A 14,554-nucleotide genomic window follows, 5' to 3' on the forward strand; every position below is an offset into this window, starting at 1 on the left:
AGAGAATAATCTGTAACCCTTGCCCGGATAGGATTTTAACTGTAGAGCTTTGTTTGAAGGTTTCTATTAGCTTGCGATCGCTAATCTTCCCACTAAATCTAGGTTTCATCATTTAGCCTCAATTTTTATTTCCCCAGAGTGACAAAAGAGGGATTAGTTATTTGGTTTTTTCAAAACCACATGGAAAGAATTTAAATATCCCGTAATGGTTTTAGCTAATGTCTTCTGCTGTTTTTTTGTAGTTATTGCCATTACTTGATACAATCTTCCTTCGGCAACATACATTCTACTTTTAGTGATTTTCCCTCCAGAATTGATGTACTCAATTTCTTTACCAGGATGATTATTAGAACTACGAATATTTCGCTGACTAATTAAATTACTTTTCGTAGTCTTTAAAGCCATATCCCGCGCATTATTAAGTACAGTTTGGGGGTCAGTTATTTGACCGTAACTATAAGGAAAATCATTGTAAGCAACTACATAAGCTACTTGCTGTTTTGGTGGTTGAGCAACAAATATTTCTAAGTCAATTTCCCCCATGTAAGTTTTTTGGGATTGGGTATTTCTGTCGGGGCTTCCCGGCATCAAAATAGTAAACCGCCCATCTGGAGCCGTGTATAATTTCCATTGTGGCTGCACGGGTTGAGTAACCTTTGGTTTGGGTTTAACAACAGTCGTCGGAGTTTTGGGTTGACGTGCCTCCACGAGAACAGATCCACCGCAAACAAAGGTGGCAGCGAGTAATGGCAGCAGGCTCTTAATTGTCATATTTTTTGCTTTCGAGATGCAGATATTACTGATGATGCTAGCTGTTATAACCTAGCAGCACATAAAACAGCACCTATTAGTCCCACTTGCTGGTTGAGGATAATATACACGGGTATCTCTTCGAGGAGGCGGCGCATCCTGCCTTTTTGAGTGAAATTTAATAAGAAACCGCTATTTTGGATTAAGGGTAGGATTTTAGGCGCAATCCCACCAGCGATGTATAAGCCACCATAAGGTAAGAGTTTAAGGGCGAGATTGCCGGCTTCTGCACCATAAGCCTCTATAAATAATTGCAAAGTCTGTTCCGAAAGGCGATCGCTACCTTCCAAGGCTGCTTTGCCAATAGCAGCACCAGGATCAACACTTTTCTCTTCTTGTCCGGCTTCTTGTTCCCAAGTTCTGACGATTTGGGCAATGTCTGGTGATTCTGCTGCAAATTTGCGATCGCGCAAAAATTGATAAATTGCTACAATTCCCATTCCAGAAACTACCCGTTCCACAGAAATGCGCTGGATATCATGTTTACCTAACAGGTATTTCAACAGTTGAAACTCGATCTCGTTCCGAGGTGCAAAATCAGCGTGTCCACCTTCTGAGGGAAAAACTTGATAGTGGCTTCCCTGCTTAATTAAAAATCCTTGTCCTAAGCCAGTACCAGCACCAATAATTGCAATAGGTGCTTCGGGTTGAGATTTGCCAACTTGCAACGTCAGCAAGTCTTGTTTTTGTAAACCTAAAATACCATAGCCAATCGCTGCAAAGTCATTAATCAAAGAAATATGCGGGATACCCAATTCTTGCTGTAGACGTTCGGTATCCAGAAACCAAATTAAATTGGTTAGTTTGGCAGTATTTTTGACAATGGGGCCTGCGATCGCAAAACAAGCCTTTTCTGGTATTGGTGTATTAGCTTCGGCCAAAAACTGCTGCACTATCGGTACTAAATCAGGAAAATCGGCACTAAGGTAACTTTCCTGATAAATAGTATGTAAACCTGCTGAATCTGATGTTTCAGCCAATCGCAGAATAGTTTTCGTACCGCCGATGTCTCCTGCTAGTAACAATGTCATAGAATTTATTCGCGAATTAATTGCTTATTTGTAAGATATACCCAACGTAGCAGAAGCCATGAAAGCAAATATCTATCAGAGGTTTAAGCAAATCGAATCACTTCCTCTATGTGGGTTAAATGGGAAGTATCTCCCTTTAGTTCTAGCAACCATTCTGGATCTTCGCGCACGACTTTTACCAGGGAACATAGAGAAGCTTTGACTTCTGTTTTGGCAATTTCCCCCACTAGCCCCATTGCTCCCCCCAACACAGATGCACCATGAGCTACTAGCAGGATATGCTGTGGGAAGAACTCAGTAGCTAAACATCTAGCAGTTTGCCCAGAACGTTCTCGGACTTTTTCGTGAGTTTCAGGATATTTGGCGGCGATGCGCGAAGTGTAGCTGGTATCAATTCTGGGGAATAATTCTGCTAACGCTGGAGTTGAGAGTCTTTCAGGTTCTTCTGTCATCCAAGCTGGATTTAGCCATTCACTCAAACCTGTTTCCAATTTGATCGGTAAGTTTAGCACTTCTGCAACTGCGTTTGCCGTTTGTACGGTTCGCAGGAAAGGAGAAGCGAAAATATGGCTAATATTTTCTCCTTTTAAGCGCTTTGCTAACTGTTGTGCCTGCACCATACCGTCATCAGACAACGGTGGATCGTAGCGTCGTTTGGCGGTGAGAAACCAATCGGGGTTTACGAAATCTAGGCGGTTGGCGTGTCTTGCGATCCAGACTATTTGACTCATGGGTTGTAATTATTCCGGTGAATAGAATTCGCCGCTAAACAAATATAGATATCTGCAAGGAGGGCTGCAAATATTAATATAGGACAAAAATCGTAATAATATTTAATAATACTAATAATGAGGAAAAGTTATAAATGCTGTCAATATAGTTTTACTTAAAGCCTTTTTAGCCATTTTTCTAAAGCTACATCAACAAATCCATTTAGAGGTTCATAGTCACCAAAATCAAATACAACATATCCTTTCATTCCAACAGATTCACGAAATCCATTATCTCGTTTTAATTTGAGTAAATTACCCTAAATAAGCTTTTTTAACTCGCTCATCACTAATTAATTCTGATGCTGCGCCTGTTAAAGTTATAGAACCAGCTTCTAAAACATAACCGCGATCGGCAATTTGCAGCGCCAGATTAGCATTTTGTTCAACTAACAAAATAGTCACGCCTGTAGCACGAAGATTTTCAATAATTGAGAAGATTTCTCGGACGATCGCAGGTGCTAAACCTAAGCTAGGCTCGTCTAAAAGTAAGAGTTGCGGTTTACTCATGACAGCCCGTGCGATCGCTAACATTTGTTGTTCACCACCGCTAAGGGTTCCTGCTAGTTGATTGCGTCTTTGTGACAAACGCGGAAATAGATCAAATTGGTGCTGAATATCTGCTTTTATCTCTGCTTGATTGGAGCGAATATAAGCACCCAAAAGTAAGTTATCAAATACTGTTTGCCTCGCTAATACTCTCCGTCCTTCTGGACAATGGGCAATACCAAGTTGTACAACTTCGTGAGTTTGGCGGCGGGTAATATTATGTCCATTATAGATAATTCCGCCACTCTTAGGATTAACTACTTTAGATATGGCGCGGAGTGTAGTAGTTTTACCAGCACCATTAGCACCAATTAGAGTAACTACCTCGCCTTTTTGAATAATTAAATTAATCTTTTTTAAAGCTTGGATACCGCCATAATTAACATCAAGCTCTTGAACTTCTAAAATTGTATAGTTTGGTTTACTATCGGCTTTCATCGGCGGTTTACATCCAGAAATGTTGATTCAAAACCTAACATATATCAATCATACATTTCTTAAAAGACTGAGTAGACATTGCTTTAACTTAAAAACCAACGCTAGAATATTGCAATCTTTATGATGTACCATTAATTACTGATAAAGATATTAAGCTCCTGTGGCAAAAGTAGCAGATATTGGTAGCAAGCGACTAATTAATTTAGCTCCCGATGCATGGGTACAGTGGGTAACACAGCGTCCTGAAGTTGTGGCGAAAGAAATTCTCGGTTCTGAGTTTCACTGGATTAGCCGGGAGACAGATGTTTTAGTGAAGGCATATAGTGCCACTCACGGAGATTTTCTTGTACTAAATGAACTACAACTGCGTTATACAGCACAGATGCCTTTACGGATGAGAGCTTATGCTGCCTTGGCACAAGAACGCTACCGATTGCCAACTTACCCAGTACTCGTTAACATTTTACCGCCTCCATCCACCTTAACTATTGTCAATAGTTACGAGCAGGAATTTTTAGGATTACGTGCTATCCAAGATTATCGCGTGATTAATTTGTGGGAAATCGATGCTGAAATAGTATTTAGGCAACCATTACCATCGTTGTTACCCTTTGTGCCAATTTTGCAAGGAGGGGGAGAGGTATCAGTTGTGCAACGCGCACTACAGGCGCTACGAGCAGATGAACAGTTGAACGAGTTAGAATCATTGCTGGCATTTTTTGCTAGCTTTGTGTTAGACACGCCTTTAGTGCAGCAAATCATGAGGTGGGATATGGCAGTATTGCGAGAATCGCCTTGGTATCACGAGATTGAGCAAAGAGGTATTCAAGAGGGTGCGCGACGGCAGTTAATCCGAGTATTGGAACAACGCTTTGGCGAAATTTCCCATGAGGTAGAAGTAAGGCTTGAGGGTAAAAGTGTGGAGCAATTAGAAATTTTAATGGATAGTGCGATCGCAGTGAGTTCTTTAGACGAATTTCTCACAATTATATCTGCGTGACATAATCTACACACTCCTATCGACAGTAAGTGTGGGTTTCTGTGCGACTCCTCTACGAGGACAATACGGTAGTCGCTGAAAACCACGTTTAAGGGTGCGTAAGCCCTTTATGGCTACCCGAATTCAATAAACGACTGCCCGAATTCAATAAACGACTACCCGAATTCAATAAACGGCTGCCCGAATTCAATACTTCAAGTTACGATAAATCTTATTTATTGAGAGCATCCATACCCTGATGACAAGGCCTGCTGATGTCAGTACCAAAAAATTAATCAGCCTCGCACCCAATAACTGGGTAAGATGGGTAACGCAGATTCCTGATGTTGTTGCTGGAGAAATTCTAAATAGTGAATTTCAGTGGATTAGCCGAGAAAGTGATGTTTTAATCCGTGTCACTAGTCCCCAACACGGAGAATTTTTGCTTCTTAACGAATTGCAATTACGCTATCAATCCCAAATGCCACGTCGGATGCGTGCATACGCTGCACTTGCAGAAGAAAAATATAACTTACCAACATATCCTGTTCTGATCAATATTCTTAAAACTGGTAGCAACGAAATACCCACAAGCTTTACATCAAATATTGCAGGATTACGGGCAATACAAGATTATCGGGTAATTAACCTGTGGGAAATTGATGTCAATATTGCTTTTCAACAACCCTTACCATCCTTATTGCCATTTGTACCCATTCTCAAAGGTGGTGAAAATGAATCTATTATTAGAGAAGCATTGCAAATTCTCCGTGCTGATGAACAACTAAACCAACTGGAAACAGTTCTAGCTTTTTTTGCTACGTTTGTTTTAGAGAACACGCTCGTTCAAGAAATCATGAGGTGGGATATGTCCGTATTACGTGAGTCACCTTGGTATCAAGAAATTTTACGCGAAGGAGAAGCACGCGGGAAAGCAAGCGGGGAAGTAAGCGGGGAACTGCGAGGAATAGTTTCTGCGATTGAAATTAATTTAGAGTTGAAATTTAGCGATCGCGGCTTACAGTTGATGCCACAGATTAACCAGATTCAGGATTTGGAGCGTTTGAAGACAATTTTAAGAAATGTTGTAACTGCAAATACTATTGAGGAATTGCAACAAATTTTGTAATTCTCAATTTAATTATCATTCATTTCCCAAATAAGCTTCAATCACGGCTGGATCGTTTCTAACTACAGATGGTTCACCCAATGCAATCAATTGCCCAAAATCTAATACTGCAATGCGATCGCACAAACCCATAACCAAGGGTACGTGATGTTCAATCAGTACAATTGTTAAGTTAAACTGTTCTCGCAGACTACGGATAAATTCACTGAGTTGCTGCTTTTCATTGGGGTTCATCCCCGCCGCCGGTTCATCAAGCAGCAAGATTTGTGGTTCTAGGGCTAAAGCGCGGGCAATTTCTAGCCGACGCTGATCGCCGTAGGCAAAGTTTTTGGCTTTCTCGTCAGCGCGATCACTTAATCCCACCATATCTAATAATTGTAAAGCTTTTCGCCTGCTTTTTTTCTCTTCCCGACGCGCTGGTGGTAATCCTAAAACTCCTGTTAGTACATTACTTTTATTATGCAAATGTCGGGCAATTATGACATTTTCTAATGCTGATAATTCACCAAATAAGCGAATATTTTGAAAAGTCCGAGCAATACCTAAACCTGCTATTTGATCGGGGCGTAGTTGGGAAATATTAGCACCTTGATAGCGTAATTCTCCACTAGAAAGGGGAATAAAAGCTGTAATCAAATTAAACAGTGTTGTTTTCCCAGCACCGTTAGGGCCAATTAATCCAAAAATCTCATGTTGATTGACTGTAAAAGATACATTATTTACCGCCACTAACCCCCCAAAACGGCGAGTCAGTGATTTGGCTTCTAAAACAATGTTATTTGTCATTACGCTGCCTTAATTAAATCGGCTGCTTTTTCACAAATCATAATTTTCGTTACTTTTATTCTATTTCTTAACTTGTCTGTTTTAATGTTTTAGAAATTAACTTTGTCAATTGCTTCTTACAGTTTCTCAAAAAATCTGGAGTAACAAAGCCTTGGGGAAAAAATATAGTTCCTAAGACTATTAATATACCATAAATAATTAATCTCCCATCGCGCAAAAATTGAGATAACCAATTGGGTAATCCTGCTATATCAGCTATTCTTCGTAAAATAATTTCTAATAATACTTTCAAGACAATAGCACCGACAACCGAACCTAAAAAAGTTCTAGAACCACCAATTAACACAATTGTTAAATAGGTAATGCTAGCATCAAAAGTACCTTGCCGAGCATTCCAAGTATTGAGAAAATGAGCGCTGATTACACCTACAATTCCGGCCAGCATTGCTCCGAGAGTAAAGGCTAAAACTTTGTAGTAAGTGGGGTTAATGCCCATTGCACTAGCAGCTAATTCATCTTCACGGATGGCGATAAATGCTCTACCTGTGCGAATACGTTCTAAACGGTAAAATAACACCATACTAATTAATAGTAATGGTATGGCAATCCACAAATATTCGATTTGGCTTTGGAATGGTTGAGGAATACCAAAAATCCCTACAGCACCGCCTGTAATATCTAAATTTAAGGATACAACTCGCAATACTTCTACAAAAGCAATAGTTGCGATCGCTAAATAAATTCCCCGCAACCGTAATGCTGGAATTCCAACTATTACGGCTAATATACCGGAGATTAAACCAGCAATCAACATTTCTAATAAAAGTAATGGAATCGGGAATAAATTATTACTAGATGGAAAGACTTTTGTAGATAAAATTGCTGCAATATATCCGCCTAAAGCATAAAATCCAGGACTAGCTAAAGACAATTGCCCAGCCATTAGCGGTAAGTAAAGTGATAGTCCTAATAAAGCCTCCAATACCATGTAGACTATTGGTGATTCATAAGTAGAAAAAAATTCAGCCATTGTAAAATATTTTGATTAAGCTATCACTTTTTTAAATTGTTAAACTGTTAATATTTGCTCTGCTGTCAGCGCCAATTTAGGAAAAGTGCGTGACACAATTCTTTCTGAACCTCTAAACTGTGTACGTTGGTATTTACCCTCAGAATCCAGTAGAAAAACAAATATAGCCGGAACTTTTGGATTTCCTAAATACTCTCTTGAACCAATTGCCAAATAATCTATAATCCAATATTCTGTAATACCTAAGCGTTGATATTCATCTAATTTATCAATGTAGTCATCCTCCCAATTAGTTGATGTTACCTCTATAGCTAACTGGATGGGTTCTTCAAGTGCAGAATAAGCAGAACGATTTGAGCGCCACACATCTTTATCTATCACACTGACATCAGGCTTGCGTCCTTGTTCTATTCCATTGGCAGTTATAGTTTTCAAAACTGCTGTGATTTTTACTACATAATTTAGGTTTAAACGTTTAATTTCATCTTTGAAAGAATCAGCCGCAAAGTCTGCGACATCATCATGATTTCTAGTTGCACGCACTTCTACAATTTCTCCATCCACAAGTTCATATAAGCCTTCCTCTGGGCACTGTTCTAAAAAATCATCAAAAGTTAATCTTTGTTTGGTGTATGTTTTCATCGCCCTACATCTCTTTAAACTTTTTGAATAAACCGACGGCCTAGCAAACCTTGAGGTCTAACTAACAACATGATAAATAATATTCCATAGGCTACAGCGTCTTTGTAACCGGAATATTCCGCCGGAACAAAAGCTTCAACTAAACCAATGAGCAATCCTCCTAAAACTGCACCGGGAATACTACCTAAACCACCTAAGACAATTACTGCTAAACCCCGTAAACCAAAAGCAATACCGAAATATGGCCCGGCAATACTAACACTAGAAGCAACTAAAGTTCCTGCTAATCCTGCTAAGAAACTGCTAATGAAAAATGTTAAAATGATAAAGTGATCGCTATTAATTCCTAACAAACTCGCTGTAGTTGGATCTTCTGCGATCGCCTGCATTGCTTTACCATATTTAGTCCGATTGATAAAGTAGGTAATAATTGCCACAATAACAACTGATACAGCAAAAATTATTATCTGAACGGTGCGAATAGGAATTTCCTTTTCTTGAGTACCAAAGTTAATAGAAGGTGGTAAATTCCCATAAGTATCTGCGGGGTATGTGTAACTTTCTGCGCCTACTAAATACTGGATTAAGTTCACAATTACCACTGCTACCCCCAAGCTAGAAACAACGGTTAGCAAGGGATCAGATCCTTGACGGCGCAAAGGTTGAAAAGCAAGCCGTTCCATCACTACCCCTACCAATCCCGCCAAGGTACTTCCTAAAATTAAGGCGATAGCAAATGGTAATTTTATCGGCAAGACTGCATTAGCTAGCAAGCCATTAAATCCAAAGTTACTACCCATAAGGGCATAAGTTAAATATGCGCCCAAGGTAAAAATCGCACCATGAGCTAAATTAATGATGCCCAAAATAGAATAAACTAAGGTATATCCCAATGCAAAAATTGCGTAGATACTACCAATAGATAATCCGTTCAAAAATTGTTGCAGAAATAGAGTCATATCCATGTTGCAACTATTTTATAAATACGAATTTTCCAGTGTTTCCATCTTTATCCATCTTAATTTGGGCGACGTAAAATTCTTTTTGAATTACATCACCTACTGGTGTAAAAGCAATCTCACCTAAAGGAGTATTATACTTTCCAGCTAGTATTTGCTTGTTCAATTCTGTACGCAGTTTATCCAGAGGTAGTGTGCTGATTTTAGACTTTTTATCCAACTCTTTAAGAGCTTCAACATATACCTGCACCGCCGCAAAAGATTGACCGGTAAATTGGGCGGGTTCTTTCTTGTATTGCTCAATATATGCTTGGCGAAATACCTTATTAATCTCACCAGGATATTCAGGACTGTAAGCTTGAGCAATCAGTACACCATCGCAAAGGGCTTTACAAACAGATAAAACATTGGGTGTATTCAGGCCATTACCACCAATAATTATGCCTTTATAACCCAACTCTCGCAGTTGCCGCACCAAGTTACCACCATCAGCAGCTAGACCCGAAATAATTACTAAATCTGGTTTTAAGTTAATTGCGTTGGTAGCTTGGGCTTGAAAGTCGGTATCGGTAGTTTGGAACTTTTGAACTGTTACTAATTCTAGCCCTTGTTCTTTAACTGCTTTTTGAAAAATCTCCGTTTCTGATTTGTTAAATGCATCATTTTGGGCATAAAAAACTGCTACTTTTTTAATTTGAGGATTCTGCTTGAGTGCAGCTTTTAGCGAATTAGGGGCAACTATAGAGACGGGAGCAGATACACGAGCGATATAATCACCAATTTCTGGAATTCCGTTTGCGGTATTTGATGCGCCAATAACTGGGACTTTAGCACGTTCGGCGATAGGGTCAGCACTAAAAGCTTGCTGCGATAAAGTAGGACCAACGATTCCGACAACTTTATCTTTGTTAATTAAAGTTTGAAAAGCGTTAATTGCTCCAGCTTCATCACCGCTAGTATCTTGGCTTACCAATTTAATCGGAGTGCCATTAATACCACCTTTACTATTGAAATACTTCTCGGCAATTCTGGCTCCAACAAATCCTTCTTGACCAAGTAATGCTACGTTGCTGGTTTGTGCTAAGGCAATACCGATGGGAATAGCACCTGGTGTAGTTGTTGTCTGGGCGGTGTTAGTTGTAGCGTTATTCGTGGTATTATCTGGAGAATTTGTCACAGAGCCACCGCCACAGCCTGTTAGTAGCAAAGCGCAAGTTGATAATAATGTTGTTGTCTGAGCGATCGCGTTATTCATCGTTAGATAATCTTCTAGTTATTAGATATTCGGCAAAAGTTAATACTAAAGTTTGTAATCTGCAAATAAAATGACGCAGATTTCCACTTTTGCACGAATTATATTAAATCATTCTTATTTGAACATGCAAAGACAAATATTCAAAGTCTTTGGAAATACAAATTATTATAAATACCGATAATCATATCATTTCCCGGTTCTATTTGGGAATGTACTATGAAGTCACTTTGTCCGTTCTGTGAAGTACTAAATAAGGACTCTTAAACCCTTTTTTCCTTACCAGCTAATTCCTTAGGTTCGTAGTGACGGCAACCGTTACATGGGCCGTTAGGATTGACAGCACAACGCATATAGCCAGATCGGGCATTAAATTTGCAGCTGATATCGCCAATTAGGTAACCCACACCTTCTAAATAATAGCGATCGCTTTCTACAGGTCTAAGATTTTGCCGCCTCTGTACAGCTGGAAAATTCATGGCTGCTTGTCTGAGTCGTAAGCGTGATCGCGCATGGGTTTTGCGGATCACCCACAGAGAAATCAGGGACGGTAAAAAACCAACGGCAATCACTAAAAGTGTCTTTAACACCTTCTTTTTACCTCTTCTATGCGCTGATTGATTGTCCCTGATGTTGCACTCGGTTTTACGGAGGTGCAATCTTAGGGCAGTTTGCCTAATTGGTATCATAACTGGTAACAATTAGCAATGGCAGTATACTAAGTAATTTTGAGGAAAAATTTCCTTCTGCCACTTCAATCAGCATAACTGTTACAACCTCAGGGGTGATCTGCCGTTGAATGTTAATAATTTTAAGATTTGTGGACTAATATCTTTTTGAAGAAGCTTTTTGTGTCAGCCTCAGTCCCATTCTTGTTTTTTCTGTGTCGCTGCGATGTTAATCTTTTTTTGGTTTGCTGACGAAGTTGCTGTGCCAGAAGTGCGGCTTCCCTTTCGGCTCGGAATAAATCAACCTTTCGCGTTGTCAGAATAAATGAGTCGTCAGGCTTTCGTTTCACCCAAGGGACGCTAACTGCGAAATATTGACAAATATTTTTCCATAGCTCCTGCTTTAAAACTGGGTAACGTTTTTGAGTATTCAGTGTGTTGGCGATCGCTTTCAACTCTAATATCGCTGCTTCTAACTCTCCCGCCATCTGATTGATACGTTTGACTTGTCTTATCAAACGCTCTTGTTCACTAACGATTTTTTCCTGTTGGGGTTGCAGTGGCGCTATAGCTGTAGTTACAGATATAGGCAACAACGAAACTTTGAGCAAAATAGGCTTTTTATCAGTGTCTTGGATTTGTTTCATACTACCTCAAGCAAAGCTAGCTGACTTTTAAGGCATTTTAACAGCTAATTAGTATATTTGTACTATAAAATTGTGTATATGAGGTTTAATCTGATGAATTCTGCTGTATAAGCAAAAAAGGACTAGTACCGCAAGGCGGAAGTCAAAAGTCAAAAGTATTATGGAATAAGCTATTTAGGTCTTTTTAATAGTCTTCTTATTTTCGCCGTCCTGTATTAGACTCGGAAGCTGAAGTAAACCCGCCAGCGCTGATACTATTTTTAGTAGATTTACTTGTCATTAATTACCTTTCTTATGAAATTAAGAATATACGAAATAACTGATACCGAAGAAATTATGAAATTGTTCTACAACACTATTCATGAAGTAAATATTCGTGATTACACACAAGAACAAGTAGATGCTTGGGCACCAGCAAATATGGATATTGACGTTTGGATTAAAGATTTGGAAAGTAAGTTTACTTACGTAGCCGAGGAACAGGGTAAAATTATTGGTTTTGGGGAATTAGAGGCTAATGGACATATTGATCGTTTTTATTGTCATAAAGATTTTCAAAGAAAAGGAGTTGGTAAGAAAATCTTAGAACAGCTTGAATTAAAAGCAAAGTCTTTAGAAATTGAAAACTTATTTACAGAAGCCAGTATTACAGCTAAACCGTTTTTTGAAAGACAGAATTTTATTGTTGTGAAACAGCAAGAGGTAGAACGTAGAGGGCAAAAGCTGATAAATTTTATTATGGAAAAACCAATTTAATAATTATTAAATTCATTGGATTACAAAAATCTAAATCCCCCTTAAAAAGGGGATTTAGGGGGATATAAAATTTTTGATGCCGACAAGAGAACTTTTCAAACATTCTCTTAAAAAACTTTTGTACTTCAGTAAATTATTTTTTAAAAGATTGATTTTAATTAACTCGTAGAATTAAACTTATCTCAATAACTGATTAATTTGAATTTGCAGTTTTTCTCGTAATTCTTGTGCCTGCCGATAAGCTACTGTACGCCCTTTATTTGAATAGTTGTGCAATTCTGCTGTTTCCAAAGGCTGAATAAAGTAACGCAGTCGAGTTCTCATTGCCCAAACTCCCATTGAAGGAAACAGAATTAAGACAAGCATTAAAGGTGAAAAAGGCAAAAATGGTAATTTGACTAATCGTTGCAATCGTTTTAAATTAACAGCCCAAGGATGTAAAGATTCGCTCCCAATGCAAACTACCGGGAGAATGGGAATTTGATAGCGATCGCTCAACTTAATAAAACTCACATCAAACTTTTCTAGTTGGTAGCGTCTCCTCCAACCTTTCAGAGGGCCGCGGATACCTTCGGGTGCATATAAAATAATTTCACCTTGGGCGTTTGCTGTAGGTGTTGGCGCAGCCATTGCGGCTTCAAAATCATCTAATTCGGCTCGCACACCACCCAAAACCTGTGACCATTTAGGTGGTAACCACCAAATCATCCAAGGATGCTCAAATAATGCTGGATTTGCTAGAAGTTGCACTCCCCATTCTCTAGCTTCACCTAATAAATAACCCAAGGTCAAAAAATCCCAAGGGAAAGACATCCCTGCATGGTTCATTGCCACAATTAATGGCCCTGTTTGCGGCAAGTTTTCGACTTGTTGTAACTCTCCACGAAAGTAGTATTTAACGATAGGGCCGAGAATTTCTTTGCTAAAAGCTTGTTGATATTTGGGATCAAATTCACTAACTTCTGTTCGGGGTGAACGAAAACCAATACGCAACCAACGACTCAGCAGCGCCAGATAAAATCCGCCAGGAACTAAAAATAACCCATATTCCAGCCAATTCCAACCGTCTGAATCGGTATGATAGTGCTGCCAATGACGGTTGAATAAAATTAGCCAGCCTGGAGGATACCAAAGACAAAACCAATCAAACCAATTAAATATATAGCCTTTAACTGGTACATTTTCCAGTTGAGGGTTGATAAGGTTTTCAGAATGTTGATTAATCAAAACAATAATATGGATTAGGCAAAAATTTTGATTTAAATACTATCATAGCTTTACAGCTTCGCTATTGGAATCTTACCTTGGAAGTAAAATCAACTACAATTTTTTTAAACCCATTTCAGATCATTTTGGCGAAATTAGCGATGATTTGGAAAAACTTATCTACACCAAACCAAAATATCTATAGGAATCGTAGTTTAAGTTGCCAAGATTCACGGTATTAAATTTTCCCAAATGGTTTAGGATTGCTATATATAAAATATTAAGTAGAGTATGAATCATAGCAAGATGATTCACTACTCATGCATTTTTTAGGTAGCGTGATTCTGGAAATTTATTAAATTTTATATAATACTATCTTTGATGACCTACCTGAAAAAATTTAATGTTTATTTTATAGTTACTTACTAGAATTATTTTGTCTCAACAAGTTTTGTCGCATCACCTTAAAACAGTTAACAGTTATCACAAGGATGAGCGGGGCTTACATCAGTGAACAGTAATTAATCAAGACGATAACTAAATATTGGTATTTCGCCAAAAGATAAAATTGATAATAACTAATGGCTATTGAAATTCTTCCTTAAGCTGGAGACAAATGGCGAGACACCTGTCTTACTCTTCCCATTATGGAACTAGAAAAGTCACTAAAAATTTCAGATTTAATCCGTGAACTTCGGCAGCACCTCGATCTCTCTCAGGAAAAGTTTGCAGCCAAGTTGGGAGTTTCCATGCGAACAGTTAATCGCTGGGAGAACGGATCTACAGTGCCTTCACAGATGGCACTAAAGCTCATTGAAGAAATGTTACAGAAGATGGGCGAACCAGGCAAAAGATTACTGAACGAGTATCTCCTCAAAACGGAGCAACAGGAGGACTCTTAA

16 protein-coding genes are annotated in these 14,554 nt (G+C 38.8%); 4 read left to right on the forward strand and 12 right to left on the reverse strand.

What is annotated here, in order from left to right:
• Positions 1–153 precede the first annotated feature (153 nt).
• The 4 genes from H6G26_RS18375 to H6G26_RS18390 form a co-directional block, all read right to left on the reverse strand.
• Positions 154–771: a hypothetical protein gene (locus tag H6G26_RS18375; RefSeq protein ID WP_190730621.1), complete on the reverse strand. Its 618-nt coding sequence runs from the start codon at positions 769–771 to the stop codon at positions 154–156.
• Positions 772–815: 44 nt separating this feature from the next.
• The gene (locus H6G26_RS18380) at positions 816–1,841 is read right to left on the reverse strand and encodes a glucokinase (protein ID WP_190730622.1); all 1,026 of its coding nucleotides are present in this window, start codon (positions 1,839–1,841) and stop codon (positions 816–818) included.
• Between the two features lie 83 nt (positions 1,842–1,924).
• Complete coding sequence (locus H6G26_RS18385; RefSeq protein WP_190730623.1) at positions 1,925–2,572, reverse strand: histidine phosphatase family protein; 648 nt, start codon at positions 2,570–2,572, stop codon at positions 1,925–1,927.
• Positions 2,573–2,866: 294 nt separating this feature from the next.
• Positions 2,867–3,598 (reverse strand): ABC transporter ATP-binding protein, encoded by a 732-nt coding sequence (locus tag H6G26_RS18390; RefSeq protein WP_190730624.1) that lies wholly within the window; start codon positions 3,596–3,598, stop codon positions 2,867–2,869.
• Positions 3,599–3,758: 160 nt separating this feature from the next.
• Between H6G26_RS18390 and H6G26_RS18395 the strand changes: the two genes are divergently transcribed.
• Both H6G26_RS18395 and H6G26_RS18400 read left to right on the forward strand, forming a co-directional pair.
• Entirely contained in the window at positions 3,759–4,598 is an 840-nt protein-coding gene (locus tag H6G26_RS18395) for a DUF4351 domain-containing protein (protein WP_190730625.1), read from the forward strand.
• Between the two features lie 238 nt (positions 4,599–4,836).
• Positions 4,837–5,706 carry an Rpn family recombination-promoting nuclease/putative transposase gene (locus H6G26_RS18400; protein WP_190730626.1) on the forward strand — a complete coding sequence of 290 codons (870 nt, stop codon included), beginning with the start codon at positions 4,837–4,839 and terminating at the stop codon, positions 5,704–5,706.
• A 15-nt stretch (positions 5,707–5,721) separates the two neighbouring features.
• On the opposite strand, the gene H6G26_RS18405 is transcribed toward H6G26_RS18400, so the two are convergent.
• The 7 genes from H6G26_RS18405 to H6G26_RS18435 all read right to left on the reverse strand — a co-directional run bounded on the left by H6G26_RS18405 (position 5,722) and on the right by H6G26_RS18435 (position 11,690).
• Entirely contained in the window at positions 5,722–6,492 is a 771-nt protein-coding gene (locus H6G26_RS18405; RefSeq protein WP_190730627.1) for an ABC transporter ATP-binding protein, read from the reverse strand.
• A gap of 67 nt (positions 6,493–6,559) precedes the next feature.
• Positions 6,560–7,522, reverse strand: a complete 963-nt coding sequence (locus tag H6G26_RS18410) for a branched-chain amino acid ABC transporter permease (protein ID WP_190730628.1) — start codon at positions 7,520–7,522, stop codon at positions 6,560–6,562.
• A 39-nt stretch (positions 7,523–7,561) separates the two neighbouring features.
• The gene (locus H6G26_RS18415; protein ID WP_190730629.1) at positions 7,562–8,164 is read right to left on the reverse strand and encodes a Uma2 family endonuclease; all 603 of its coding nucleotides are present in this window, start codon (positions 8,162–8,164) and stop codon (positions 7,562–7,564) included.
• A 14-nt stretch (positions 8,165–8,178) separates the two neighbouring features.
• Positions 8,179–9,129 (reverse strand): branched-chain amino acid ABC transporter permease, encoded by a 951-nt coding sequence (locus tag H6G26_RS18420; protein ID WP_190730630.1) that lies wholly within the window; start codon positions 9,127–9,129, stop codon positions 8,179–8,181.
• A 7-nt stretch (positions 9,130–9,136) separates the two neighbouring features.
• A complete protein-coding gene (locus H6G26_RS18425) occupies positions 9,137–10,378 on the reverse strand; it encodes an ABC transporter substrate-binding protein (RefSeq protein WP_190730631.1) in 1,242 nt (413 codons plus the stop codon).
• 260 nt (positions 10,379–10,638) lie between these two features.
• Positions 10,639–10,965 (reverse strand): DUF6464 family protein, encoded by a 327-nt coding sequence (locus H6G26_RS18430; protein ID WP_190730632.1) that lies wholly within the window; start codon positions 10,963–10,965, stop codon positions 10,639–10,641.
• A 221-nt stretch (positions 10,966–11,186) separates the two neighbouring features.
• On the reverse strand, positions 11,187–11,690 hold the full coding sequence (locus H6G26_RS18435) for a hypothetical protein (RefSeq protein ID WP_190730633.1): 504 nt from the start codon (positions 11,688–11,690) through the stop codon (positions 11,187–11,189).
• Between the two features lie 294 nt (positions 11,691–11,984).
• Here H6G26_RS18435 and H6G26_RS18440 point away from each other — a divergent pair, with 294 nt between their 5' ends.
• Positions 11,985–12,446 carry a GNAT family N-acetyltransferase gene (locus H6G26_RS18440; protein ID WP_190730684.1) on the forward strand — a complete coding sequence of 154 codons (462 nt, stop codon included), beginning with the start codon at positions 11,985–11,987 and terminating at the stop codon, positions 12,444–12,446.
• A 177-nt stretch (positions 12,447–12,623) separates the two neighbouring features.
• Here the strand turns inward: H6G26_RS18440 and H6G26_RS18445 are convergent, their stop codons facing one another.
• Positions 12,624–13,673: a 1-acyl-sn-glycerol-3-phosphate acyltransferase gene (locus tag H6G26_RS18445; RefSeq protein ID WP_190730634.1), complete on the reverse strand. Its 1,050-nt coding sequence runs from the start codon at positions 13,671–13,673 to the stop codon at positions 12,624–12,626.
• A 626-nt stretch (positions 13,674–14,299) separates the two neighbouring features.
• Here H6G26_RS18445 and H6G26_RS18450 point away from each other — a divergent pair.
• On the forward strand, positions 14,300–14,554 hold the full coding sequence (locus tag H6G26_RS18450; RefSeq protein WP_190730635.1) for a helix-turn-helix transcriptional regulator: 255 nt from the start codon (positions 14,300–14,302) through the stop codon (positions 14,552–14,554).

The sequence above is a fragment of the Nostoc sp. FACHB-888 genome (genome assembly GCF_014696655.1).
GTDB lineage: Bacteria > Cyanobacteriota > Cyanobacteriia > Cyanobacteriales > Nostocaceae > Nostoc.